The organism is Moorena sp. SIOASIH (genome assembly GCF_010671925.1).
In the GTDB taxonomy this organism is placed as follows: Bacteria; Cyanobacteriota; Cyanobacteriia; order Cyanobacteriales; family Coleofasciculaceae; genus Moorena.
In genome coordinates this window covers 216,159-242,104 of record NZ_JAAHIH010000003.1, presented here as the reverse complement: position 1 = coordinate 242,104, position 25,946 = coordinate 216,159, and the positions used below count along the sequence as shown (strand labels likewise).

Below are 25,946 nucleotides of genomic sequence, written 5' to 3'. Positions count from 1 at the left end.
GGTTGGTGGGTTGAAGGTTGGTGGGTTGAAGGTTGGTGGGTTGAAGGTTGAAGGTTGGTGGGTTGAAGGTTGAAGGTTGATGGGTTGAAGGTTGAAGGTTGGTGGGTTGAAGGTTGCCTCTTGCCTCTTGCCTCTTGCCTCTTGCCCGCCCCCCTTAGTAAAGGGGGTTAGGGGGGATTCCTCTTGCCTCTTGCCTCTTGCCTCTTGCCTCTTGCCTCTTGCCTCTTGCCTATTCCCTGTTCCCGATTCCCGATTCCCGATTCCCGATTCCCGATTCCCTACTCCCTACTCCCTACTCCCTACTCCCTGTTCCCTCAAAAATCTAAACTAATCTGATGTTCACCGGAATAGATTAGAAATCGCTTCTTTTGTTCGTCAGGTATATCGGCTAGGTCAATGGAGAGAGAGTTAACATAATTCACACCTGGGACGGATTCGATTAACCGATAGAGGTCTGATTTATGGGGCTGACGACCAAAAGGCCAGCCTTGACCTTCTACGCCACCAGTCAGGGGATGTAGAAAGTTGTTGAGGGCATCGTTGACCCCAAAGACGACTGCTTCAGACACTGCCAAGGAGATCGGTACAACCTCGGCTGTGACTGTAACGTCTACCCAATAGGGTCCAGTGACTTGCAGGTCAAAGGTAGGGGCGCACCGATTTTGGATGTATGCCTCGACTAAATCAAGTAAACCGAGACTGGGAGTAGGTTGACGTGCAGCAGAATCGGGTAGGACAATTAGCTCAACTCGACCAAAATCTTTTTTGTCTAGATAAGGACTATTATCAGCATGGTTAGTTGTCTTAGGGGGTAGGTTGAAATTTTCTGTCAGAGAACCACCAGGATACTCAATCTTTACATCACCGCTAACGTTAACATCGCCCAAGTTGACCATAGTCACGTACCATTCGGTTCCCAGACTGAATTGGCTGGCTGTGACGCTGTAAGTCAGTTGGCGATCACTAGATTGGTCAGAGGTAAAGATTTTTTCCTCATAGGCTATGGTCTGTCCTGGACCATTAATCTTGACCTGTAGCTGATAGCTGGTTGGGGGATTATTCCCCTGGGACCATAAACTGACCGTGATCGTCCCTGATCCTTCTAAGGGGAGCTGGTAGTTTGGCAACCATTGCAAGTCTTTTGGGTTAAATTCAGGAGTAATTGCCCATGCCCTGGCTACATCGGTGGATGCTTGGTAGACCAAATCCTCGATGTCCTGGGCAGTTACAGCTTTGTACCGATGGCGCAAGGTTTTCGGTCCTTGTTCTTTCACCCACTCTAGAGACTCCTGCTCGGCTCCACCACTAGCAGCTTCTAGGTTAGTGACACTATCGACATAAGGTACTGTGGTCTTGAGTTCGGTGATAGTCTCAGCTGGTTTGTTACCCCGTTTACCTCCACCTGTGCGGTAGTAAACCATACGGATATTGTTGCTACCTAGGGCAGGTATCCTTCCCTGTTGGTTGTTGCCAAACCTTACTTCTCCGGTCAGGTGATTGAGAACATAGTGACGGTCTTCGGGTCCGGAACCATAGAAATCTGATACTTCTTGCCAAACTACCCACACCTCCTCTTGTAGATCCGTTTCTTCCTCTTCCTGGACCTCTAGTTGTTGACCCTCTAACACAGGAAATTGCAGGGTGGAGAAGGTCTGATTGGGATTCCCATTACTCGAACCAAGGATTTCATTCTCAATGGTGGTTGCCTGGGTTGCCCAAGTTGTATTAAGCAGCAACTGCTGTAGTCGGGGTGGCACTCTAAAATCACCCCATTGCCAGCGAATTCGCAGCCAATATAAATTCTTACCAAATTCTGATTGCTTTGTCAAGTCAGTTGGTCCAATAAACCGGACTAAACCTGGTTGACTCATGGCAGCGGTTTCATCAACTTCCACACCTAAACGCACCCAACGGTCAGGGCTAGCATATTCTGGTACGATTACTGCTTTCTGAGTAATCGTCGGACTTGTGGCTAATTCTCCTGGTACTGGTGGTTCTACCTGGGCATAGATCGTGACTGGGCGGTTAGCAAAGGGGGCATCAAAGCCTAAATAAAGAGTGGGTCGGAGGTCTGGAGTGGGAGTAAAAGCCTCAAAGGGCGAGCCATCCTGGTTAGCGTGAGTGGTGCAATCTACATAGGTGAAATCATTGTAGGTCAAGCAAGCTGAGAGAGGGGAATCACCTGAGTTGTAGCTATAGCTTAGGGTTAGGGATTTTACCACTGGTGGCGCTAAAGCTGAGGCTGGTAGGAGTACCACACTGGTTTCCACTGGATGAGAGTCAGTGAGGTTGCTGGTCAGGGTGAGGGTATTCTCGTTGAAATTGATACTAACAATCTCCAAGTCTTCCTGATTGTTAGTACCTGGATCAATCCGGATGCGATCGCTAGGCAAAAAACCTCTAACACTATCTACCTTGATGATGTTGATACCACTACTGACCTCTTGTTCAAAAAGTTCCACTGTGGCTCCACTGGCATGGTCAGAATTGATACTATTGGTCAGAGTTAGGGTATTAGAGCTAATACTACTAATTTCCGCATATTCCGGTTGACTAGTGTTTGCCCCAATCAGAATAGAGTCATTAGCTTGAAAGCCACTAGCACTACTGACCCGTAGGATATTGACTCCACTGCTAACAGCTTGAGTGAGTGTGGTGCTAATGGCACGAGATGGCTGGAGTGTGGTACTGGTAGTTTGTTCTGCGGTAGCTTCCTCAGTACCATAATTACCCCTGATTATCCGAGCACGAAGCCAATAATTACTTTCCCCATTCACTGGCTGCGGTTCCATCTGGTCAGGGAGAGTGAAAGTAAATGCACCGCCAATAGTGAAGTTGGCAGCGGACAGACCAGAACTATTATGTTTAACTACCTCCCAACTACTACCATTCCAGGCTTCCCAGCGGACTTCCACACCCCCATTAGTATTAACGGCTGGAGCATCACTACTTAAAACCAAAGTAACGGTAACCTCGGCTCCAGGTTTAGAGAAAATTTCCTGACTAGCGAAATAAAAGGTATCGTTGAAACCAGGTTCCTCACCAAAGGGGTAGAAATCTTTGCTCAGATCCAGTTCATCGGTATCGAAAAAGCACAAGTCTGGTGCTATATCACTGCCATGAATCTCCACACTGGCACTAATGTGATTGACCTGAGGCAATGATTGAGGTGGAGGTAAAGGAGTATTGGTAAGCTGAGCTTTAAGCCAGGCAGCATTGATTCCATTAATACTATCCTGACTGGGGACTGGCAGATTCTCAATGGACACCTGCCACTGACTGTTACCTGAGTTGGTCAAGCTTGGGAAGGACTTGCTAATTTGGTTGTGGTCGTCAATGTCTAGACGGGCCAAACGGATATGAGTATTAGCTGGTTTGCTAGTATCGGTCTCAGCAATTAGTTCCAGGACTGGTTCTGATTCACTGTAGGAAATTACCACTAGCCTAGTTTGACTAGAATTAGGACTCCAAGGCAAGGAGTCTCTATCACTGAGATTAATCTCTCGACCTTGATAATCTATCGCCTTTCCAGGTTGGACGATAACCTGACCATAGCCAATTTCAACCTCTAAGCCCTCAATAATTCCTAGTATTGGTTTCCAAACCTCCCCATTCCAGTAAGACCAAGTGATCGGTACTGCTGCTAACCCAATTGCATTAGGAGAGTCAATGGTTAGGGTGAGCGTTTTCGATTCAGGTAAGGTGAGCAGGTGGTCACAAGCCAAATGGAGGGAATGTTCAATGGGCTGATCCCCTGCAAAGGTTAGAAAAGCAGCATCGTCTTGACCCGTCCCTTGCTGTGTGCGATCGCTATAGCGGTCTTGTTCCGGTTCCCGCACAAACACTGCTTGCAGCTGCACATTGGTCAAGACTAAATCACGCTCGGTCTCGAAAATGACCTCTTCTTCCTCTCCTTCTGTGGGCGGTGCTGCCACCTCCGTCTGAGCAGGAACCAAGGCTTCTGTGCTACCAGTTGCCAAATAAAAGGTCAAGGGTACTCGCGCTGGTCGGGGTGGTCCAATGCTAGTGCCAATTAAATCCAGAAAGGCCAGGAAATTTTTATCCGGGACTTGATTAAGGCGATCGCCGACAATCGTTGCCAGATGACCAAAAATACGAATTAGTGACCGACCACCATCCGGCTTGTTATCTGCCAAAGGACGCCAGTCTGTGAACGCCTTAGCGCACGCCTCCGTATAGGCAACGATGTCTTTATAGCTACGTTGATCAATCTTTGGAGCTTGCATAAGAAATTAGGGAGTAGGGAGTAGGGAGTAGGGAGTAGGGGAGTAGGGGAGTAGGGGAGATAGTAGATGTAGGGTGGGCAGTGCTTGAGAGTAATTGATTTGTTTGCGATCGCCTTTTGTGGCACTGCCCACCATGGGATTAATCACTGGGTGGGTTTTGGATCAATCCACTAATCCCCCGTTGGGATCCCCCTCCCGTCCCCCTTATTAAGGGGGAAGCTAGAGGAGTAGTTGATGTAGGGTGGGCAGTGCTTGAGATTGATTAATTTGAATGCGATCGCATTCTGTGGCACTGCCCACCATCCGATTACCCCACACCCCACACCCCACACCCCACACCCCACACCCTACACCCCACACCCCACACCCCAAATTAATAGTCTAAATAGAATGGATAAACTAAGTTAAAGCGATTATTAGTACGGCGCACTTGGTAGTTTATTTCTATCAAGAGACGATTAAATTGATCTTCATCCGGGTAGACACCTACATCTAGAACTTCAATGCGCGGTTCCCACTGGGTCAAGGCTCGGCGTACCTCCACTGTTAATTGTCCAGCTGTCCCAGCGCTGTTGCTGGCAAATACTAAATCATGAATACCGCAGCCAAAATCTGGCCGCATCAGCCGTTCTCCTGGAGAAGTACTCATAATCATCCAAATCGACTGGCGGACACTATCCTCATAGTGCGCCATATCAATTTGTTTATTTGGGTCGAGTACTACGGGGAAATTCCATCCCACTCCGAGAAAATCAGTAGTCATCGTTCCATCTCCAAGTCATATCATTTCCGGTTGAATACTTACACTAAAAGTGAATCGAAGGCAGAAGGCAGAAGGCAGAAGGCAGAAGTAAAGAAGTAAGGTTTCAAGGGAGAAGGTTTTTTATCATTAATTACCCGGACATGATGTCATCCGCCAATAAATACCTTCGTCGGCTTACCAGGCCCAGGGGATACTGTGCCGTGGGGAGGGGGTAATTCACTACAGGTCTTAACTGGGTCACCAATGCGCGCCACTGGTTTACCCTCAATTTTCACAGAGGAACTACCCTTAGTAATTTCAGCTGTTTTGTTAGGTTCCTTGACAAACTTGATTGGTGAAGTTCCCGGTGGCGGTATCGGTGGGTGTACCTGGGTTTTACCCTGGCTGCCCTTTAAGGCCACAAATTTACCACCAATTTTCACCTTTTTACTCAACTTTTGCTCGAATTTTCCTTGGAAAGGAATTGGCATTGGCGCTACAATAGGCGGCGCAGGAGCAGGTGGTTGACCCTGGACTTGGTGCGTACAAGATGTCACAACTAAATCGCCTTTTCTTGCTGCTGGTTGACCCATGATTTTTCCTACTTTATAAAACTTAGATAACAGTATTCAGCCGTTAGCCGTCAGCGGTCAGTGGTCAGCGGTCAGTGGTCAGTGGTCAGTGGTCAGTGGTCAGTGGTCAGTGGTCAGCGGTCAGTGGTCAGCGGTCAGCCTTGTGGGACAGGCTTCGACGCTGGGACCTAAATCATAAGCTGATAACTAATAGCTTCTTGCTTATAGCTTATAACTGATAGCTAATAGCTAATCGCTGATAGCTGATAGCTGATAGCTGATAGCTGATAGCTGATAGCTGATAGCTTAATTAATTGATACCGTATTACCGGTAATCTTCACGTCTTTACTAGCTTTAAAGTGCATCCCCTGCTTAGTTTCAACTTTGCTACCATTAGCATTAACTTTAAATGACTTATCTGTCTTCATATCCAGGTTATTCTTGGCAGTAATTTTGATATCTTCCTCGGAAATAATTTCGATACCCTTACCACCAAGTTTAAGTTTACCTTCCTTAGACTCAATCGTAATTGAATTATCTTTGGTATTAATAATGATACTATTTTTGCCAGTGTTATCAATCACCTCAATTTTTTCTTTACCTTTAGTATCATCCAAGCGAATAGCATGACCACTTTGAGCAATTACTTCAATTTTTCCTTTTTCCTTAGTATCATCTAAACGGATAGTATGCCTATTATGAGAAATTACCTCAACTTTTTCTTTATCTTGAGTATCATCTAAGCGAATAATATGACCACTACGGGACTTAATTGTGCGCTTGTTAATCATTTTATTTTTCCCATCTCCCTCCCCTTTTTCAGGAGACTCAGGTGGTCTATCTCTGCCATTCCAAAGCCCACCTAGGATATAGGGAAAATTGATATTACCTTGTTCAAAAGCTACCAGTACCTCATCATTCACCTCCGGCAAAAAGTAAATACCACGGTCATTACCAGCCATGGGAGTTAACACCCTAGCCCAATAGCTTTCATCATTATCTGAGAGCCAAGGAAACTTGACCTTGACTCGCCCCAAGTTTTCTTCATCGCCATTGTTGGTCACTATTCCCATAGTCACTCCATAGAAACGACCTCGTATTTCAGGGGGACCTAGCAAATTAGTCAGTAAATCGATGCTTGTCATAATTGATATAGCGGTTTGCGACTTTTTTAAGTAGATATTTTTAGGGAACAGGGAGCAGGGAGCAGGGAGCAGGGAGCAGGGAATAGGGAATAGGGAACAGGGAATTTAGAATTTAGAATTTAGAATTTAGAATTTATAATCGGGAGTCGGGAATCGGGAATCGGGAATCGGGATTAGCAACAATAACACCAAACTCCCCACCCTCCCCATCTCCCCTACTCCCACACTCCCCATCTCCCCATCTCCCCATCTCCCTACTCCCTACTCCCTACTCCCTACTCCCTACTCCCTTTCCTCCTAACTTTAAATGCCGTGCGATAACCTCGTTTCTGGGAATAGGTATGGGTGGTGGAGGTCACATAGTAGTCACCACTAAACTGTTTGCCCACTCCTTGGATAGTAATAACGGTACCTGCTCGCAAGTCAGCGCGTCCGACACACAAGCCCTCCCCACGGATGTATTCTAGGGCCATGTTATTAAATCTCCCCTGAGCGATTTGCTCAGCTTCCTGTTGACTGAACACGGGGCGATACAAACGTTCAGTGGTTTCTTTTCCACTACCATTAGCCTGATCTACAGCCTTAGCACCACTGTTGTTACTACTAGAACTAGGTTTGGTTCCCCCAATGAAGGCTTTTTTGTCCTTCGGGTTCCAACCGCGCACCTCCACCTGTTCCACCTGGGTCAAGCTGGTCAGTCGGGACGAAAAACTGAGCAAATCCTTTCGTTGAACTAGAGTCAACACTGACTTGGATTTATCCTGATGGGGACGAAAATATAGAGTTTTATCTTTAACCACTACCTCATAACCCAGTCGTTGAGCACGGGTCTTAAGAAATTCCATGTCTGTTTGATTATGCTGTAGTACATAGTCCAAAGCCAGGTTTGTGGTTACTCCCCCATACTTTAGACCGGCTTTTTTGGCAATATCTCTAGCGATATCGCTGTCTTTCTTTTTAGTAAACGAGCGAGTCTTGTAACCCCGAAGCAATCGATGACTGTAGTCGTAGCCGCGCACTGTCAACAGAGGTATTTCCCCATGGGCAAATTCTGGTTCCAGACCAGTAATCTGACCCATCATCAGTTTTTGCAGCTTTCCTCTACTTCCTCCGTAGCCCATAAAAATCGTTACCTCATTGCCTAGCTTAAACAGTTGCTCATCAATCCACTCCTGCTTTTCTTGGTCCCAGTTGGCAATCTTGATCGTAAACATAGTGGGAGTACTAACGTTTTCATCCACAATTACTGCCATCACATCAGACCGCAACTGTTGTCCCCTGATCAGAATTCTGAAGCCAGGGACTGAGGTAGCGATGCTATTGGTACTGGTTTGAGGAGCTGTCGAGACCATGGTTAATTAGACTTCTTGCAGAAGTCGGGAACAGGGAACAGGGAACAGGGAACAGTGTACAAGAATTGAGGTAAACACTATCAGAACAATACTTTTGCAAGAGGTGTATTTTAGGTGAGATTAAGTACCGGGATGGTCAGAACTTGACCTGGTGTCAGGTGACGGGGATTAGTAATCCCATTAGCCTTGGCAATCTCTCGCCAGACGCTGGGGTCATTATATTCTTCACCCGCAATGCTGCTCAGAGTTTCTCCACGTCGCACAACGTGAATTGGGTCGTCATCCCGTGCTAGAGAACTCGGTCTTTGCCGTTCCTCATCCTCTTCTGGGATGAACTGGTGAAAGGTACAGTTGAGGGCTGCCCTCACTGGCATCCCATTCGATGTAAACAGGGTAAAACGTTGAGTTAGTTGTCCAAGATACCCCTTAAAAATTAGGTTAAATGAACCCCACCAGAGTTCACATACAGGAGGACGTTTCAAATCAGAGTCAATCAGAGTCAACTCAAAAATTTTATTAGTATACTGTCGAACATCTACTGCCGATGAACCCCCTGCCGCCGATGCAATTAGTTTGAGGGAAGACTTAAGCCCCCCAGCTATACCTCCAGGTAGTCCCTCGTAGGTATCAAAAAATAGGTCAAGAGTCAGGGTTGCTGGATCTCCACCAATAAATTTAGTATCACCGCGATCGCGGTTTTTGAGAGTTTCATGACGCCATTGGGTTGTCTTGGTAATTTGAATTTCATTAGGATTGAATAGAGGCATTGGTTTGTTTTCTGGAAAAACCATCTGCCACCGTTTTCCTGGCTGCTCCTTGAGGATGGTCAATTTATCTAACTCTGCCCCGGAGAAGCGACTTATTGATCGTTTACTTTGGTTTAGGGTTTTTTGGGCTAGATTCTTAAACGGTGTTAATGCCATTGTGTTAATCCCCTCCGCTCACTTTCTATGGTCAGATTCTGCATCAGTTTATGGTGTACTTTGTCTACTAGTTCATCAACATCAATGTCCTCGAAAGACTGACTACTTGTGGTAGCGCTTGTGGTATTTTCTGATGCTTTCTGAATCACAGTAGTTGACTGTAACCTAGTAGTTGATAGAGGTGTTGATACTGATGCACCGTTGGCAGATGGCATTCTTTGGATAACTCCAGAGCCATTATCAGCAATAGATGGCGAACTACTAACTCCTAGTCCGTTGCCAGAAAATGACCTTCCATTCACCCCAGAGGCAGAAAAAATCAGGGGAGCAGATAATTGATAACCATCTGTTTCTGAAATTTCTCTAACCACCGGTCGCTCGGGGGTGCGTTGAATCAGTGGCTGGTTTCCCTGGGATGGGCTCTTAACTATCTCCTTGACCACTGGTCGCTCAGGAGTGCGTTGAATCAGTGGCTGGTTTCCTTGGGATGGGCTCTTAACTATCTCCTTGACCACTGGTCGCTCCGGAGTGCGTTGAATCAGTGGCTGGTTTCCCTGGGATGGGCTCTTAACTATCTCTTTAATTAGCGATCGCTTTGGGGAGCGTTGAATCACTGGCGACTGGGTCAGGTTTCCGGAACTGGCTAAGGGTAGGTTAGACTCTGTTGGCAAAGTGGTATTGGTGTTTTTTAAATTGTTTTTTACAGTAGGTTTCGCCCCCCTAGCCCCCCAATTTTGGGGGGAAATTGAGGTCAAGTCCCCCGCCCCCCTAGCCCCCCAATTTTGGGGGGAAATTGAGTTAAAGTCCCCCAGAATTGGGGGATTTAGGGGGCTTCCAGCTAAAGGTAGTGAGGTCAATTCATCTGAAGATGACTGCAAGTTAATTGGTTTGGCTTGCACAACTGGCCAGGATAAGTCAGACGATAGTCTAGTTTCCCTAGACGATTCAAGACCAGAAACTAGGGGTTTGTGATCAGAATCTGCTCTCTGGGAATTCCTCTTAGTGGAGTTGACAAATTTTGCCTGGACAATCAATGATTTTGTCGCCGATTTGCCCCTTTCAGAGGGGATTGAACTTGACGTTTGGGGTGTAGAATTTTCTCTAGATTTCTGGGAATTTGACCCTGTACTTTTTTGTACTGAGGTTTCTTTATCGACCTGAAATCTAGTTGATCTCAAAGGTAGTTCCTTGTCTGTTTCTCTAGTTCCAGAGGGCACATTGGCAGAGGTAATTGGAGAAGTAATATGTCCCGTCTGTACCTGTTCTGCTGCTGGCCGGATTGGTTGAGCATACACGATCGGAACTGCTGCTGCTGATTGACCCTCTAAAGGCTGCTGGCGTTGGATCAACTTAGCCATTAAGGGCAGTCCGTTGGTCATTCCTTGAATCCGGGAGATAATTGACCCTGCTACTTTAGTACCAATCACACCAGGGCTGACCATAGGGCGCAGGAGTCGCCTCGTCAGTTTTGGGTTAATACTCTCTGACCAAGTCTGATTGTTAGTGACCTGAGGTTGAGATGTCATCACAATCCTCCTGCTAGTCCAGCAACTGCTCGTCCTCCAGATAGTGCTTGACTCAGAAGTGGTTTGGTAATCCCCTTGTGAATTAACTCAATGGTCTCGAAAGCAATCTCATTGCTGTTGGCATTAAACTCTGGACCAGTCCACTTCACTGGCAAAGCCTGCTTGAAATTCCAATACATGGCTGGTATCTGGTGGCGGTCTAGCAGCATAATTGTGCCGTTTTTACGCTGAATTACACCTCGACTAGTGGCCTGATACCAATTCCATAGGCTGTCGATGCCGGTTAGACCATGTTTGAAGATCAAATTCGGATACTTAGTTCGACCTACTAACTGATGAACATAACGATTCTGACCTCCCTCAGGACGTTCCTCTACCTCAATCTCACTTTCTAGACCCCTGACCTCACTAAACCCACCCGTTATTAACCCCCCAATTTCAATCAGGAAATTAAAACCTTGGTAGGGGTCAAGGCGAGCTCCCAACGCCCCAGTCACTCCAGCGTAAGCCGCATTTGCTCCTAAAGGCACAACCGATCCTAAACTTGCCATAACTCACTCCTACGATTAATGAAAGTAAACCATAACCCAATTACCGTAACCCAATTACCTGGTCATTCAATTTCTCATTGATACTTGCTACTTGTGCCACCCAGCGCTGTCTTTCTTGATGATCCAGACTCATAATCTGGTCGTAAGACCAGTGCAAGTGATAAGCAATATAGGCTACCTCCTCTAACAGCCTCTCGGAGGGGTAGCAAGTTACTCCCCCAAAGTAGCAGTCTCCACTTCAAACTCTCCTTGACAGTGAGGACAAGAAACCAAAAGGCGGCTGTGACCGTTTTGGTTAATCCGTTGATAGAGGTCTTGGAGATAGGCTAAGTCAGCAGAGAATAGACCCTCAATCATGGCAGGATTGATATAGTCTAAGCTGCCCAGACGAGTGATCACCCGCGACAGCAGAATAATCACCAAGTAACCTGGATTAGCCTGAACCCTAGGGTCTTTTAACGGCATAATCTCATCGTAGGCTGTGGACATCCGCATCATGCCTTCTTGATGAAGATTACCCTCGGAATCTACGTAGCCCTGGGGTAGGGTAAACGGGAACTCTGTCTGCATCATGTTGTAGGAAATAGGGAACAGGGAACAGGGAGTCGGGAATCGGGAATCGGGAGTCGGGAGGGTGGGGAGATGGGGAAATGGGGAGATGGGGAGATGGGGAGATGGGGAGATGGGGAGATCTCACAGGGGTAGGTTTTGATTAAGGGTAATTATCCTGACATGATGATATCAGATGGATTTACCAAGCTGGCCAATCGGTTTGGTAGGCACTGCCTACCTGACACCCTACACCCTACACCCTACACCCTACACCCTACACCCTACTCCCTACACCCTACTCCCTACTCCCTACACCCTACTCCCTACTCCCTACTCCCTACTGCCACTTACCGTTTTCTACGGTTACCCCTTCGTGGACAATTTCTAGGGTTTCAATGGCTAATTCATTGGAAGTAGCATCAAGGCTTGGGCCTGTCCACTTAACTGGCCAACAGTTAATCAGGTTCCAGCGCACTTTTTCATTTCCGGCATCATCCCAGAGGACGATAGACATATTTTTGCGATACTCGGAGGGGTCTTTGGCGGTTGCTACCTTGGTTCGCCAGTCCCATAATTCCCTGTCATCAGTAATGCCGCGACTGAGAGTAACTTGGGAGAGGGTGAGCATACCAGGAATTTGGCGCATATTCAGCATTCTATCGGTACCCTCTCGATAGGTGCTAATTTCCTGAGTGGTGTCTATCCCTGAGCAGCTTCTGAAACCGGCGCGGGTGATACCATCGATTTCTACTTTGAAGTTGTAACCTCTGTATGGATCTTTTCGAGAAAATACCATCGTCAAAAACCTCCTAATATCTTAATAATTGGTAATGTAGGACTTACGAAGTTTAGTTGGTTTTGCCCCCCTAACCCCCCAATTTTGGGGGGGAATGATTTCAAAGTCCCCCAGAATTGGGGGATTTAGGGGGCTTTGCGTAAATCCTGTAACCCAGACCTATGCTGCTACTTTCACACCACTAGCACCGAGAATAATACGCACAGTGATCAATTCACTAGGAATAGCAGGTGCTAAACCAATTTCTGTGACCACCATCCCTGCTTCTCTTACTTCTGGTGGGTTCGTTTCAGCATCACATTTAATGTAGAAAGCTGTCTGTTCTGTTGTTCCTTTGAGAGCACCTTGTTCGAGTAAGTCTTCAAAATAGGCGCTTAACTCTCGTTCAATCTGGACCCATAATCTCAGATCGTTTGGCTCAAAAGCTATATCTATCAGGTTCAGTTCCAGCCATCTGCCCACTGTCAGAAATAACCGTTGTACGTTGACATAAGTCCAATTTGCATCCTCACTGAGAGTACGTGCTCCCCACACTCGAATACCTCGTCCGGGAAAAGCCCGCAGGCAATTAACCCCAAGGGGATTGAGAATGTCCTGCTCGCGATTGGTCAGACTGAACTCTAGATCGACTATGCCTTCGATAGTCTCATTTGCCGGTGCTTTGTGAACGCCAAATTGTTGGTCGCTACGGGCGTAAACTCCAGCAATGTGACCACAGGGGGGCATCCAGTCGGGACCGTTTTCAGCTTTAATCCAGGGATAATACAAAGCACCGCTTTTCCCCTGGAGTTTCGACCTTTGCTCTGTTACCCTCTCTATAGACTGAGTCACTGGTACTGCTCCTGGAGGGAGCGAGTCTAAGATGGCAAAGCGATCGCCTTGCCGATCACAGTGTTCTAAGATAGCATTCTGCATCCTCAACACGTCATCGTGGTTAGGGTTTCCTGCCATTAGATCCGGCACACAGACCAAATCGATTTCATTCAAGGATGCGATCGCTTCTAGTCCCCCACTATCATCTCCCGGTCCTCCCAGTGCTTCTGTCAGAGAAACTGTGTCTTCTAGCCGCACAACTAAGCACAAGCTGCCACCATTTTCAAAGAAGCCACGTACAGCGTAACCCAGGTAACCGTCAGCTAGAGGCTGACCAAAGGTTTCTGTGAATTGAGACCACAGGGTAATTTGTTGGGGGGAGTTAATTGGTCCAGTCTCGGCAAATCCTAGAAATGCGGGTACACCTGTGAGGAGTCCAGGTCCTGGTTTAGGGAATATTTCCTCTCGGTAGACACCCGGTGTCAGTTGCTGGGAAGTTACCATAGTTTAATAGACTTCTTGCAGAAGTCGGGAACAGGGAACAGGGAACAGGGAACAGGGAACAGGGAACAGGGAACAGGGAACAGGGAACAGGGAACAGGGAACAGGGAACAGGGAACAGGGAACAGGGAACAGTGGACAAGAATTGACGCAAAGCGGTGCAGAGGTGCGACCCGTGGCGAATTTAATTCGCCAACGGAAAGCGCACCGCTCCCTACTCCCTACTCCCTATTCCCTATTCCCTATTCCCTAGTGGCCTAGCTACCACTAGGACTTGCCCACTGGCTAAGGCGGAACACCACAAATTCAGCTGGCTTGGTCACTGCCACACCAATTTCTGTTACTACCTGACCTAAATCTCTGACTTCTGGGGGATTGGTTTCTTCATCACACTTGACGTAAAAGGCTTCTTCTGGTGTATTGCCAAATAAAGCCCCCGTACTCCAGACATTGGTCAGGAAAGCATTAATATTGCGGGTAATCTGCGCCCAAAGTTCAGGATTATTGGGTTCAAATACAATCCACTGAGTACCTTCGTCAATGGATTCCCGCAGATAATTGAATAGACGACGGACGTTGATGTACTTGAACTCTCCATTGGCATCACCACCGATGGTGCGTGCTCCCCAAACTCGAATATTGCCATTGAGATTACGGATGCAATTGATGCCTTGGGGGTTGAGTCCATCCTGCTGGGCTTTGCTGATGTTGTACCTCAGACCCAATGCTCCTAATATTGTTTCATTGGCTGGGGCTTTGTGGACTCCTCGTTGTGTATCGACGCGGGCATAGAGACCGGCGAGATGACCACTAGGCGGTACATACAGCAGACCATCCCCTTTGGGATTCTGTGTATTTGTGGCTGGATCGAAGACTTGAATCCAGGGGAAGTAAAAAGCAGCATAATCGGATCGGCCTGGGACATTGCCATCCCCTGGTTGCATGGTCTTCCAAGTACCATCCAAATTTTCCTGACTATCCAAGATAGCAAAGCGATCCTGGGTCTTCTGTTGACAGTGAGTGATGATGGCATCGAGAACACTGCTGTCGGTAATGCCAGGGGCAGCCACGATCGCAATTTCGTCAATAGGCTCAAATGTATTTTCTAGGAAGTCAGCGGTAATCTCACTCTCTGCTGCTGCCCGCACCACGTAGCAGCGAGTACCACCGTTGTTAAAGAAGCCATAGACGGCGTGAGCTAGCTGACGTTGACCGGGATCGGTTGAGAAGTCTCCAAAGAACTTCTTGAACTCACTAAAGTTAGTACATAGTTTGACTTCACCACTAGTAACAGGAGATGTAAAAGGGCTTGTAATATGAGCTGGATTATTGGTTGGATCTATGTCTTGGCTTGGGTCATAGTTTGGGTTAGGTTCTGGAATGTCAATTGAGTCTGGTATTGTACCAATAAAACCGGCAGTACTAGTTCCTACGCCAGCGATGGGAGCAGAACCAGAGGCTACTTCCTCAACGTATACACCGGGTGATAAATAGGTTGGCATTTTCTAAACTCCTTGAAATAGTTAAATTAAAGGCTGGATCTCAGCAAAGTGCGTACGCTTCTGGTACGGGCGCACAGCGGTGCGCCGCTATTGACTACCTGACAATTGACTGATGCGGAAAATAACAAATTCCGCTGGCTTGGCCACTGCTACTCCAATTTCTGTTACCACCTGACCCAAATCTCTCACTTCTGGGGGATTGGTTTCTTCATCACATTTGACGTAGAAAGCTTCCTCTGGTGTATTGCCGAATAATGCCCCTGTACTCCACATATTAGTTAAGAACGCATTGACATTGCGGGTAATTTTACTCCACAGTTCGGGATTATTCGGTTCAAACACACTCCATTGAGTGCCCTCATCTATCGATTCTCGCAGATAATTGAACAAGCGGCGGACGTTGATGTATTTAAATTCACCATTGGCATCACCACCGAGGGTACGTGCCCCCCAGACTCGGATATTGCCGTTGAGATTGCGGATGCAGTTGATGCCGTGTTTGTTAAGTTCCCCCTGTTCGGCTTTGCCGATATTGTGCTGTAGACCCAATGCTCCTCGTATAGTTTCATTAGCTGGGGCTTTGTGGACTCCTCGTTGTTGATCGACCCGAGCATAAATACCAGCTAAATGACCACTAGGAGGTACATAGATCAGACCATCGCCGTTGGGGTTTTCCATTTTGGTAGCGGGATCAAAGACTTGAATCCAGGGCAAATAAAAAGCGGCATAATCGGATCTGCCTGGGACATTGTCATCTCCCGGTTGCATAGTCTTCGACCCATCTAAATCGCTGGGACTATCCAAGATAGCAAAGCGGTCCTGAGTATTCTGACAGTGAGTGATGATGGCATCGCTGACATTTTTGTCAGTAATACCAGGAGCAGCGACAATTGCGATTTCGTCAATGGATCCAAATTTTTTTTCTAAAAACTCAGCTGTAATATGACTTATGTTTTTATTCAGCACCCGCACCACGTAGCAGCGAGTACCGCCGTTGTTAAAAAATCCATAGACGGCATGAACTAGCTTATTCTGATTTGCCCCCAATGTGAAGTTGCCAAAGAACTTCTTGAACTCACTAAAGTTAGTACATAGTTTGACCTCACCAACGTTTACAGGGGAAAAAGTGGTTGTAATATGAGCTGGATTGGTTTTTTTATTAATAGGTTGGCTTGGGTCATAGTCTGGGTTGGGTTCTACAATGTTAATTGAGTCTGCAAAGGCACCAATAAAACCGGCAGTACTAGTTCCTACCCCAGCGATGGGGGCAGAACCAGAGGCTACTTCCTCAACGTATACTCCTGGTGATAAATAGGTTGGCATTTTCTAAATTCCTTGAAATAGTTAAATCAAAGGCTGGATCTCAGCAAAGTGCCTACGCTTCTTGTACAAACGCACAGCGGTGCGCCCCTACTGACTACCTGACCATTGACTGATGCGGAAAATAACAAATTCCGCTGGCTTGGTTACTGCTACTCCAATTTCTGTTACCACCTGACCCAAATCTCTGACTTCTGGGGGATTGGTTTCTTCATCACATTTGACGTAGAAAGCTTCCTCTGGTGTATTGCCAAATAATGCCCCTGTACTCCAGACATTAGTTAAGAACGCATTGACATTGCGGGTAATCTTACTCCACAGTTCCGGATTATTCGGTTCAAACACAGTCCATTGAGTGCCCTGATCAATTGATTCTCGCAGATAATTGAATAGACGACGGATGTTGATGTATTTAAATTCACCATTGGCATCACCACCGAGGGTACGTGCCCCCCAGACTCGGATATTACCGTTGAGATTGCGGATGCAGTTGATGCCTTGGGGGTTGAGTCCATCCTGCTGGGCTTTGGTGATGTTGTACTGTAGACCCAATGCTCCTCGTATAGTTTCATTAGCTGGGGCTTTGTGGACTCCTCGTTGTTGATCGACCCGAGCATAGATCCCAGCTAAATGACCACTGGGCGGTACATTGAACACAGCATCAGTGTTCGGGTTGTTTATCTTATAGGCTGGATCAAATGCTTTAATCCAGGGGAAATAAAAAGCGGCATAATCCGATCTGCCTGGGAGATTTTCATCCCCTGGTTGCATCGTCTTCCAGGTATCATCATCCCAATCTCTTGGACTATCTAAGATAGCAAAGCGGTCCTGAGTATTCTGACAGTGAGTGATGATGGCATTGTTAATATTGACGTTGGCAATACCAGGAACGGCAACCATAGCAATTTCGTCAATAGCTCCAAATGTTTCTTCTAGAAACTCAGCCGTAATGTGATGTCTCTCTGCAACCCGCACCACGTAGCAGCGAGTACCGCCGTTGTTAAAAAATCCATAGACGGCGTGGACTAGATAACGGTGATATGAATTAAATGAGAAGTTGCCAAAGAATTTTTTGAACTCGCTAAAGTTAGTACATAGTTTGACTTCACCAGCTTTTACAGGGGCAAAAGGGGTTGTAATATAAGTTGGATTGGTAGTTTCATCGGTGGGTTGGCTTGGGTCATAGTTTGGGTTGGGTTCTGGAATGTCAATTGAGTCTGGTATTCTACCAATAAAACCGGCGGTACTAGTTCCTACGCCAGCGATGGGAGCAGAACCAGAGGCTACTTCTTCAACGTATACACCGGGCGATAAATAGGTTGGCATTCTCTTTAACTCCTTGAATCAATCAAATCAAAGCCTCGATTTCAGCAAAGTTCTCTAACTTTTCGGTTGAGATAACTAGATGCTTCCTACCCTATTTTTTCTGGTGAGAGAAAAATATTTAGTGGCCACTTGCCCTTGGTTATTGCCCTTGGTTAAAGTCACTAAGTTTGGAGCAGAACCAGAGGGGATTTCCTCAACCTAGACACCTAGGCATAAATTAGGTTGGCATTCTTTTTAACTCCTTGAATCAATCAAATCAAAGCCTCGATTTCAGCAAGGTTATCTAACTATTGTATATGACCCCAAATACTTTTTACTTCATTTACTATTTCTACTTAATTTACTCTGATCACAGAGAAATTGTGCGTGGTCACTTGCCCTTGGTTCAAGTCTACAAGTTGAGAGGTTTCTTGCTGGTAGCCTTGGGCAACAACCTTAACTATAACCTGGCGAGGACTTGATGTATTCCTAGATCCTTCCAGACTACTCAGGAGATAGTTGCCATCGTTGTCAGTAAAAGTATACTCACCACTCCCCTCAATTTCAACTTTGGCCATAACCACAGCTTCATCGTCTGAGTTGGTGACGTTACCCAATAGAGCAGTTGGTTGGAAATAGAAATTAACTGTAGGTATGGCGATCGCACCAGTTTCTGGATCTGATGACACCTGAACCTCGGTCTGATCGGATTCCGCATCAGAACCAGGCGGTATAGTTTTGATGGTTGGGTCATCACTATAGCGAGTACCTGCACCTGCCAAGGAAGCCGTCAAGGTATATAGCCCATCAGGGAGATCCTGAAAGTAAAAATAGCCGTCAACTCTGGTACGAGTGCGGTCAGGTCCGTTGACCCTCTTTTCCCAGTCATCTCCGTACAGGCCAGCTAGCAGATCTATCTTGCTTTTGAAGCTTTCGGGCATATCGGCAATCTCGACCACTGCTCCTGGAATCACCTGCTGAGTTTGGGCATCTTTAACCTGCCCGGCGATGGCGACCCGATGGCGGATTGCCTCCAACCTGATCTGATTTGACACCAGCAAAATCTCCTTAGTCAACTACAGGATTTACCCATTGCCCCCGTGGGTCCCCCTCTGTCAAAAAGCGAAGCATCCGCTAATTCCCCCCAGTATTGGGGGGTTAGGGGGGCGGGGGACTTTGAGAGTAGTAAGCTGTTGTGCATTTAAACTGCATATTAAATCAAATAAACACCATAGATACGAGTCTCCTGTTGCCTGTTGCCTGTTGCCTGTTGCCTACCCTCACCCAATCCTCATATCGGTTACCAAAGTTCCTGCGTCAACCGGATCATCGACTTCCACAGCCATAGTCAGGGTGTAGTTCAATGCTGGTCTGGGCTTTCCTCCCATTGCTTGCCAGAATTCCCCCAAACTTTGTAGGTTGCTCTGACTCAGACTAACTGTCCTGATCGGAGGTTCCATCCCCCTGAGGTTTCCCTGTAATACAGCCGCTGGAATCATACGATGACGCAGTAGCACTTTCATTACCTCCCCCAGCCATTGGTGCTCTTCTTGTTCTGGTCTTTGACCATTACCTGTACCTGTAAGAGCAGACCAAGCGGTGATTAGGTAAGAGCAATCCACTCGTACTGGATTACGCCTTTTGGTCGCCCTACCGTTACTGCGTTCAGTTGACCAGGTGGTGTTGCGTAACTCCAGATTCTCACGCACATCATAAAGAAAAAGATTAATCGCTGGCTTAACACTAAAATCCTTGTCCGGTGTGGCAAAGCTAATCGTAACTGCTGTACCACTCCCTGGGGAGATTAGGTCAGGAGGGAGTTCGCTCTTGAGCAATTCCTCCAACGTTTTATCCAGATCGTGAATCATCGGATATCCCCACTTAAGCGCGCAGGTCGCCAAATCATTGGCAAATTGACTGAGGTCAATCAGCCATTTGACTTACCAAGTATCAACTTTAGAATAGAAACTGTCCCTTAACTCTTCTCCGTAACAAAAATATATACAAGTTATCAGTGCTTAGTGAATCGGTTGCACAGTTATTTGAGTTATTACCAATGATCACATCAGCCCAGCATACTGACCAAAATCACCCTCTATTAACACTTTTCCCATCTTCTGATACTCTCGCCGGACTGCACGCAGCAGGTGATTCATCTTGACAATTCCACCATCATCTGCTGCTATAAAAGCAGCAGCTAGAGCAATATTACGAATATTGCCCCCAGCAATCTCGCAGTGACGGGCGATAAAATCTAAATCCAGTTCCTCGGAGCGAGGTACACGACTAGGCCAGATTTGCTCCCAGATCCGGCGGCGGTCTTTGAGATTAGGAAAAGGAAACTCAATAATAAAACGTAATCGCCGGACAAAGGCATCATCCATATTAGTCCGTAGGTTGGTGGTCAAAATCGCCACTCCTTCGTACTCCTCCATCTTTTGCAGGAGATAGCCAACCTCAATATTGGCGTAGCGGTCATGGGCACTGCTAATTTCAGAGCGCTTGCCAAAAAGCGAATCTGCTTCATCAAACAGGAGAATGGCGTTGGCATTGGCAGCAGCTGTAAAAATGCGATTGAGGTTTTTTTCTGTCTCCCCGATATACTTACTGACCACTTGGGACAGGTCAATCTTATAGAGGTCAAGCTCTAATTCGTGGGCAATAATTTCCGCTGCCATGGTTTTACCAGTCCCTGGTGGCCCAGAAAACATCACATTCAGTCCTCTGCCCAGGGAAAGCTTGCTCTGGAAGTCCCACTCTTCCCACACTAGCTGTCGGTATTTGGCTTGATTACAAATTTCCCGCAACTGAGCCTTTTGATTAGCTGGCAGGACAATATCATCCCAGCTGTACTTAGGCTGAATCTGACGTGCCAAGGAACCTAGTTGATGACCAGATTGGGCACGGGCTGCTGCAAATAGTTCGGACAAGGTGGGTTTTTGAAGGCAGTGTGGGAGGTTGGGAGTGTGGGGAGTGGGGGAAGTGTGGGGAGGGTGGGAGGTGTGGGGAGTGTGGGGAGTGTGGGGAGTGTGGGGAGTGGGGGAGGTGTGGGGAGTGTGGGGAGTGGGGGAGGTGTGGGGAGTGTGGGGAGTGTGGGGAGTGTGGGGAGTGTGGGAAGAGGAAACGATTCTATTCTCCCCTGTTCCTTTGTTGCCAGATGGAACATGTCCCGTATCTACATGTTCCCCTGCAATACGCCAACGGGCTCGATTACAGGCATCGATCACGGCATCGGTAATTTGCTCGGAATTGAGGCGGAAGCGATCGCATAACGCATCTAGCTCTGGTCCGTCTAGGGAAATACCGGCTGCGGTTAGTTGATTCTGCCAGCAACAGCGACGAACGGTAAACTCAGGGATAGGAAAAGGAACGGTAACGATTCCGATTGCTATCGTTTTCTCTGGCCTCCAGGGTTTTTCACCAGCGAGGATAGTAATTCCTTGATGGTCTGCTATGATTTTTAGCACAGATAAATATTGACTGGAATTCTCCGAACTTTCTATAGTTTGTTGTAGAGTTTCTAGTCCTTCTAGGTAAAGTAAAGCTTTCTGAAACCAGGCTTGACGGTAAGCTAGTTTCAGGGTTGGCTCCAACTCAGCTTTGGCTTCTACAATCCGAGTTAAATTTACTGTTAGCAATGGTGCTTGCACAGTCCTGGCCAGAGCTTGGGCGGTACGGTACTTACCACTGGTATCTGCACCCTCAAAATACAGTGCCAGGGGTTTGCTTGCTTGCCAATCTTCGACAACTATTGTTAATAAAGCCTGCTTTACTTCCTGATGTAACGGTAGTTCTTCCAGGGAAATAGTCGGCTCAATTAACCTACAGAAGGGTTCTAATCGCTGATCTAATCCTGTTTCTCCCAACAGCAGAGCCAGGACTAGCCCATCCAGTTTAAGATTGTGAGCGAGCAGAGTAGGCTGGAGCTGATTAGGGTCCGAGACCAGGTGTAGTAGACTATGACGTAGGAGAGGAGCTTCCGGGGTAAAGTGACTACGCCGCGCCAGTTTCGCTTCCCCAGTTGGACAGAGCAGATTCAGGACGAGATCCACAGTGGGTCGTTTACACCGGATATCGTCTTGGAGATAGGTATAAATGCGTTCATAGCGCCGGTCTAGTTCTGGAGCGAGAGCGATCGCAATAATATCGACATCAAAGGCAGAGAGGGCAAAGGTTTCTTGCAGCCATGCTAGAGATGAGCCTTCCAGGATAGCATCAGAGGGGAACTCCTGTGATGTTTCTGTATCTACCTGCAATACTGGTGTTCCTGGTGGATGAGTCAGCAACTGTTCCACTTCTTCCTGGTCAACTTGCATCCCCCGATAGGGATTAGTTGCAGCCATGGAACCATAGGTATCTTGGGCAGCGGCTAAAGCTTGTTCTAGCAGTCCGTCTAAGCGCTGTAACAGCAGAAAGAGTTGCTGAAATTGGGGGTTGGGAGGGAATACCTGGGTTTGGTTAATCATGGATTATAGCAAGGGAACAGGGAACAGGGAACAGGGAACAGGGACTTCGGAGCAGGGATAAGTAGAGTCAGAATAGGGAAGACAGAAAACATCATGTGTACCTCATTAGGTTAAAAAACGCTATACTGGCTCAGCTATTGCTTTAATCTGCTAGTAGGGTGCAAATAATGAGAGTTTGGCAATTTGATCAGTGATCATGTCCATTTGCCCACCTGAGTTGAGCGATTGACCGTAGGTCACGCTTCGCGAACGCACTTTGGCAAAACCAAGGGTTAGCGCGAATCCACGAGTAGGGGCGCACCAACGTAGACCCAATCATCAATATAAAATCTAAAATCGAAGTTATAGCAATCCGTGTAGGAATTGTGGGAATTTTATTCCCTGTTCCCTGTTCCCTGTTCCCTGTTCCCTGTTCCCTACTCCCTATTCCCTACTCCCTACTCCCTTTGCTTATGTATCAACAAACCGATCCACCCCGACCCCCGAAAGAAATCCTACCGACAATGTACGATCTACCTAGCGAGGAAAAGGAGGATTCAGGATTGCCAGATCAATACCATATATGGCAAGCAGACTTACTGGAAAAAACGTTTTTCCCCCCCAATTATCCTAGAAACCAAATTCTCGTTGCTAGCGATCTGAATATTTACTACAATCTGAAACATCCTACTTGGTATAAACGTCCCGATTGGTTTGCTGTCTTGGGAGTGGATCGTTTGTACGAACAAAGAGAATCCCGGTTGAGTTACGTGATCTGGCAGGAAGGAGTAGCTCCTTTTATTGCCATCGAATTCCTTTCTCCAAGTACACAGAAAGAAGACTTAGGAGAAGTTAGGCCACAAGCCAACCAACCCCCAACTAAATGGGAAGTTTACGAACGGATGCTACGGATTCCCTATTACGTAGTCTTCGATGGTAATAGCAATAAACTACGCTTGTTTGAGTTAGTGCGCAATAGCTATCGGGAAGTGATTCTCAACCGTGACAAATTCTGGCTTCCAGAAATAGAATTAGGTTTAGGATTGTGGTCAGGAAACTATCAAGAGTTAAACCGACTTTGGTTGCGTTGGTACGATGCAGCCGGAAATTGGATTCCTACACCGGTTGAGAAAGAAAGACAGCTAGTTGAACAAGAACGTCAACGAGCTGAACGAGAACATCAACGAGCTGAACGTCTAGCAGCTCAATTGCGAGCAATGGGTGTAGAGCCAGAAGATTGAAGGGTGCATCTCATATTGGTAAATCTATAACTAAAAGAAGTGTGGGGAGGGTGGAGAGAGGGGGAGATAGGGAGATTAGGAGATGGGGGAGATTTTTATTCAGGGTAAATGTTATAAAATGATATTAGCTTTCTATTGCCGAAGAGTGTTTTTGAAAAAGTAGGGTAGGGTGGGCAAATAACGAGAGTTTGGCAATTAGATCAAATATCATGCCCATTTGCCCACCAGACAAGAGCGTACGCACTAACATTAAAAACTCTTCGGAGCTGTTTCCTACTGTTTCCTGTTCCCTGTTCCCTGTTCCCTTTTAGCATCAATCCTATGTTCATAACTCAAATAAAAATGCTATAGCCCACCCTACAAAATATAAAATAAAAATGCTATAGGACTCCATAGTTACAGTAATAACCAGGCAAATAAATCCTTAACTGTCAGATTTAGCTCACTCACAAAAGATGGTACAGGAAGTAACATATCGGGTTGTTCGAATACCTCAATTTCTTGTTTAGAATGGTAAACAAACACAGTTTTTTCCTCTGGGTCAATCAACCAACCGATCTGGGTTCCATGCTTGAGGCAATGAAGAATATTTTTGGTTACTTTTGTGTGACTTTGGTCTGGAGATAAGATTTCAATAGTCCAATCTGGAGTCAGGTTAAATACATTGGCAATTTCTCCATTATCATCACAGGGAATTCGGTTCCAAAGAAATACTGAAATGTCAGGTATTATTGAGCGACCCCCAAAGGTACAACGTAATTCAGGAAAAGCGCAAGCAATTTTTTTAGGTTTTACCAAACTATTGATTGCGGGTATTAGTTCTCCTTGAAGACGACTATGTTTTCCTTGAGGCATGGGCTTCTGAACAATTTTTCCATCAAGGTACTCACTAGCAGGATTTGTTTCCGGTAGTTTCAGAAACTCCTCCAATGTCAGTATTTTAGGTTGTGATTGTACCATTTCAGGGTTGTCTCCAATTTTGCCAGGTAGGGGTAGGGTGGGCAAATTTTGGGAATTTGATCATGTCATCAGCTCTGATGCTAATTTGCTCACCCTACAAAATCAGGCGATCGCACTTGTCACCTATTCAGCAGGTTAAGATTTTTTTAACTTGCTCTACAATTTTAACCGATAAACCAATTAACAACAGGGTAGACGGTAGTGGATTTGCTCACCTCAGGGGTAGGGTGGGCAAATTATGATAGTTTGGTAATTTAATTAGGAATCATCTCCATTTGCCCACCCTACAAAAGGGTACGCACTCTTGTTGCTGTTGAGAAGTTAGTGTTTTTTTAGTTTGGCTTTGTCGTAGATTACCCATGAGCTTGCTTAAATTAAGAGTCGGCAAAAGTCACAGTGTAATAATCATATAGCCTTTCAGGTCAAAGGGATTGTGGGAGTGATAGAAATATGGGAGAACCGGAGCGATCGCGATGAGTAAAACTAATTCCTTTGTGCTGCTCTCGACTGGATATCAATGTTGCCAAGGCTATAGAAAGTTTTATGCCAATAGCCCTTGTCACTAGTAATTCATCTGCTAATAAAACTTTGGTTAAATTAACATAAAATTTTTTAAATAAACTATAAATTATTCAGATAATGTAAGCGTTTGAAGGATTTGGGTTTGTTAGCTGTATTCAAAACATTGCCTTCTGATGTAGATACTTGGAGATGATGGTGTCTTATGCATACGGACTTCAAAGTGGAGGTGAGGAGCAGTAGAACGAACTTTAGAGCGAGCTGCTGCGATTGGTTCCCCTTGCTGCACCACCTGTTCCTGGCTCACATATAGTTTACGGTTATGAGCATAGCGTGTCACCAAACCATTGCCGTGATCAATCTTAACTGTATTGCCACAACCATTGTACCAACCCGCGAAAATTACCTTGCCCTGGGCTAGCGCTCGAATCGTGCTACTATCGCTAGTGCTTTCTTCGTCTTGACGTTGAATCGACTCATGTTGAGTTGACAAACTAGAAACTGGTGTGTTATTCAGGTCCACTACTTCCGATGCTACTCGCTCAGCTTCTTGTTCATACTTATCCCCAGCTTCACCAATGGTGAGCTTCGCCTGCACTGGATTGCCCTGCTGCCAATTGCCCATTAATTCATGGGAAAGTCCCCTAAAGATTGGCATTGGCTGAATTGACTGTGCAGTAACAGGGGAAAGACTACTCAGCAGAGGGTCAATAGTTCGAGCAACTTTCTGTTGGGAACCAACTTCTGAGTGAGAGTTTTGGTGCTGGGATTTAATTAAATTACCTAGTGCCCGGTTGCCGATTATCCCTTGCAATTCTTCTATGGGGTGGAGCTCTGGCTTGGTACTAGGTGATGGTTGTTGCTGTTGAGAAGTGAGTGTTTTTTTTGTTTGGCTTTGTCGTAGATTACCCATGAGTTTTACGAAATATTTAA

26 protein-coding genes and 1 pseudogene are annotated in these 25,946 nt (G+C 46.4%); 3 read left to right on the top strand and 24 right to left on the bottom strand.

The window, feature by feature from the left end:
- The first annotated feature begins 91 nt into the window (after positions 1-91).
- Positions 92-331 carry a hypothetical protein gene (locus tag F6J90_RS16180; protein ID WP_293095447.1) on the top strand — a complete coding sequence of 80 codons (240 nt, stop codon included), beginning with the start codon at positions 92-94 and terminating at the stop codon, positions 329-331.
- On the opposite strand, the gene F6J90_RS16175 is transcribed toward F6J90_RS16180, so the two are convergent.
- The 13 genes and pseudogenes from F6J90_RS16175 to F6J90_RS16120 all read right to left on the bottom strand — a co-directional run bounded on the left by F6J90_RS16175 (position 315) and on the right by F6J90_RS16120 (position 11,756).
- Entirely contained in the window at positions 315-4,247 is a 3,933-nt protein-coding gene (locus tag F6J90_RS16175) for a baseplate J/gp47 family protein (RefSeq protein WP_293095444.1), read from the bottom strand. The genes F6J90_RS16180 and F6J90_RS16175 overlap by 17 nt on opposite strands.
- Positions 4,248-4,253: 6 nt before the next feature.
- Positions 4,254-4,394: a hypothetical protein gene (locus tag F6J90_RS16170; RefSeq protein WP_293095441.1), complete on the bottom strand. Its 141-nt coding sequence runs from the start codon at positions 4,392-4,394 to the stop codon at positions 4,254-4,256.
- A 72-nt stretch (positions 4,395-4,466) separates the two neighbouring features.
- A complete protein-coding gene (locus F6J90_RS16165) occupies positions 4,467-4,607 on the bottom strand; it encodes a hypothetical protein (RefSeq protein ID WP_293095438.1) in 141 nt (46 codons plus the stop codon).
- Positions 4,608-4,620: 13 nt separating this feature from the next.
- Positions 4,621-5,010 carry a GPW/gp25 family protein gene (locus F6J90_RS16160; RefSeq protein WP_293095435.1) on the bottom strand — a complete coding sequence of 130 codons (390 nt, stop codon included), beginning with the start codon at positions 5,008-5,010 and terminating at the stop codon, positions 4,621-4,623.
- A 146-nt stretch (positions 5,011-5,156) separates the two neighbouring features.
- The gene (locus F6J90_RS16155; RefSeq protein ID WP_293095433.1) at positions 5,157-5,582 is read right to left on the bottom strand and encodes a PAAR domain-containing protein; all 426 of its coding nucleotides are present in this window, start codon (positions 5,580-5,582) and stop codon (positions 5,157-5,159) included.
- A gap of 285 nt (positions 5,583-5,867) precedes the next feature.
- Entirely contained in the window at positions 5,868-6,707 is an 840-nt protein-coding gene (locus F6J90_RS16150) for a phage baseplate assembly protein V (RefSeq protein ID WP_293095430.1), read from the bottom strand.
- A 275-nt stretch (positions 6,708-6,982) separates the two neighbouring features.
- On the bottom strand, positions 6,983-8,059 hold the full coding sequence (locus F6J90_RS16145) for a contractile injection system protein, VgrG/Pvc8 family (protein ID WP_293095427.1): 1,077 nt from the start codon (positions 8,057-8,059) through the stop codon (positions 6,983-6,985).
- Between the two features lie 110 nt (positions 8,060-8,169).
- Positions 8,170-8,982 carry a LysM peptidoglycan-binding domain-containing protein gene (locus tag F6J90_RS16140; RefSeq protein WP_293095423.1) on the bottom strand — a complete coding sequence of 271 codons (813 nt, stop codon included), beginning with the start codon at positions 8,980-8,982 and terminating at the stop codon, positions 8,170-8,172.
- Positions 8,973-10,508 carry a hypothetical protein gene (locus F6J90_RS16135; protein ID WP_293095420.1) on the bottom strand — a complete coding sequence of 512 codons (1,536 nt, stop codon included), beginning with the start codon at positions 10,506-10,508 and terminating at the stop codon, positions 8,973-8,975. Before F6J90_RS16135 ends, F6J90_RS16140 begins: the two co-directional genes overlap by 10 nt.
- Positions 10,508-11,059 carry a phage tail protein gene (locus F6J90_RS16130; RefSeq protein ID WP_287310951.1) on the bottom strand — a complete coding sequence of 184 codons (552 nt, stop codon included), beginning with the start codon at positions 11,057-11,059 and terminating at the stop codon, positions 10,508-10,510. Before F6J90_RS16130 ends, F6J90_RS16135 begins: the two co-directional genes overlap by 1 nt.
- Before the next feature lie 40 nt (positions 11,060-11,099).
- A pseudogene (locus tag F6J90_RS43610) lies at positions 11,100-11,255 on the bottom strand (DUF6760 family protein); the annotation flags it as partial.
- A gap of 14 nt (positions 11,256-11,269) precedes the next feature.
- Positions 11,270-11,548, bottom strand: a complete 279-nt coding sequence (locus tag F6J90_RS16125) for a phage tail assembly protein (protein WP_293095416.1) — start codon at positions 11,546-11,548, stop codon at positions 11,270-11,272.
- Between the two features lie 25 nt (positions 11,549-11,573).
- Positions 11,574-11,756, bottom strand: a complete 183-nt coding sequence (locus tag F6J90_RS16120) for a hypothetical protein (RefSeq protein WP_293095413.1) — start codon at positions 11,754-11,756, stop codon at positions 11,574-11,576.
- Positions 11,757-11,804: 48 nt separating this feature from the next.
- On the opposite strand from F6J90_RS16120, the gene F6J90_RS16115 reads away from it, so the two are divergent.
- On the top strand, positions 11,805-11,999 hold the full coding sequence (locus F6J90_RS16115; RefSeq protein ID WP_293095411.1) for a hypothetical protein: 195 nt from the start codon (positions 11,805-11,807) through the stop codon (positions 11,997-11,999).
- Here F6J90_RS16115 and F6J90_RS16110 read toward each other — a convergent pair.
- From F6J90_RS16110 to F6J90_RS16070, 9 genes are all read right to left on the bottom strand, one after another.
- Entirely contained in the window at positions 11,949-12,407 is a 459-nt protein-coding gene (locus F6J90_RS16110; protein ID WP_008184132.1) for a phage tail protein, read from the bottom strand. The two genes, F6J90_RS16115 and F6J90_RS16110, sit on opposite strands and share 51 nt — an antisense overlap.
- 159 nt (positions 12,408-12,566) lie before the next feature.
- Positions 12,567-13,724 (bottom strand): phage tail sheath subtilisin-like domain-containing protein, encoded by a 1,158-nt coding sequence (locus F6J90_RS16105; RefSeq protein ID WP_293095407.1) that lies wholly within the window; start codon positions 13,722-13,724, stop codon positions 12,567-12,569.
- On the bottom strand, positions 13,669-13,863 hold the full coding sequence (locus F6J90_RS16100; RefSeq protein ID WP_293095405.1) for a hypothetical protein: 195 nt from the start codon (positions 13,861-13,863) through the stop codon (positions 13,669-13,671). The genes F6J90_RS16105 and F6J90_RS16100 overlap by 56 nt, the downstream gene beginning before the upstream one ends.
- A 115-nt stretch (positions 13,864-13,978) precedes the next feature.
- Positions 13,979-15,223 carry a phage tail sheath subtilisin-like domain-containing protein gene (locus F6J90_RS16095; protein WP_293095403.1) on the bottom strand — a complete coding sequence of 415 codons (1,245 nt, stop codon included), beginning with the start codon at positions 15,221-15,223 and terminating at the stop codon, positions 13,979-13,981.
- Between the two features lie 87 nt (positions 15,224-15,310).
- Complete coding sequence (locus tag F6J90_RS16090; RefSeq protein ID WP_293095400.1) at positions 15,311-16,546, bottom strand: phage tail sheath subtilisin-like domain-containing protein; 1,236 nt, start codon at positions 16,544-16,546, stop codon at positions 15,311-15,313.
- A gap of 87 nt (positions 16,547-16,633) precedes the next feature.
- Positions 16,634-17,869, bottom strand: coding sequence for a phage tail sheath subtilisin-like domain-containing protein (locus tag F6J90_RS16085; RefSeq protein ID WP_293095397.1), 1,236 nt, complete (start codon positions 17,867-17,869; stop codon positions 16,634-16,636).
- A 335-nt stretch (positions 17,870-18,204) separates the two neighbouring features.
- The gene (locus tag F6J90_RS16080) at positions 18,205-18,903 is read right to left on the bottom strand and encodes a carboxypeptidase-like regulatory domain-containing protein (protein WP_293095394.1); all 699 of its coding nucleotides are present in this window, start codon (positions 18,901-18,903) and stop codon (positions 18,205-18,207) included.
- A 225-nt stretch (positions 18,904-19,128) separates the two neighbouring features.
- Positions 19,129-19,716, bottom strand: coding sequence for a DUF4255 domain-containing protein (locus tag F6J90_RS16075; protein WP_293095391.1), 588 nt, complete (start codon positions 19,714-19,716; stop codon positions 19,129-19,131).
- Positions 19,717-19,908: 192 nt separating this feature from the next.
- Positions 19,909-22,314, bottom strand: coding sequence for an ATP-binding protein (locus F6J90_RS16070; protein ID WP_293095388.1), 2,406 nt, complete (start codon positions 22,312-22,314; stop codon positions 19,909-19,911).
- A gap of 452 nt (positions 22,315-22,766) precedes the next feature.
- On the opposite strand from F6J90_RS16070, the gene F6J90_RS16065 reads away from it, so the two are divergent.
- Entirely contained in the window at positions 22,767-23,534 is a 768-nt protein-coding gene (locus F6J90_RS16065; protein WP_070396851.1) for a Uma2 family endonuclease, read from the top strand.
- Between the two features lie 396 nt (positions 23,535-23,930).
- Here F6J90_RS16065 and F6J90_RS16060 read toward each other — a convergent pair whose 3' ends face one another.
- Complete coding sequence (locus F6J90_RS16060; RefSeq protein ID WP_293095385.1) at positions 23,931-24,494, bottom strand: Uma2 family endonuclease; 564 nt, start codon at positions 24,492-24,494, stop codon at positions 23,931-23,933.
- Between the two features lie 667 nt (positions 24,495-25,161).
- A complete protein-coding gene (locus tag F6J90_RS16055) occupies positions 25,162-25,926 on the bottom strand; it encodes a M23 family metallopeptidase (RefSeq protein WP_293095383.1) in 765 nt (254 codons plus the stop codon).
- Positions 25,927-25,946 lie beyond the last annotated feature (20 nt).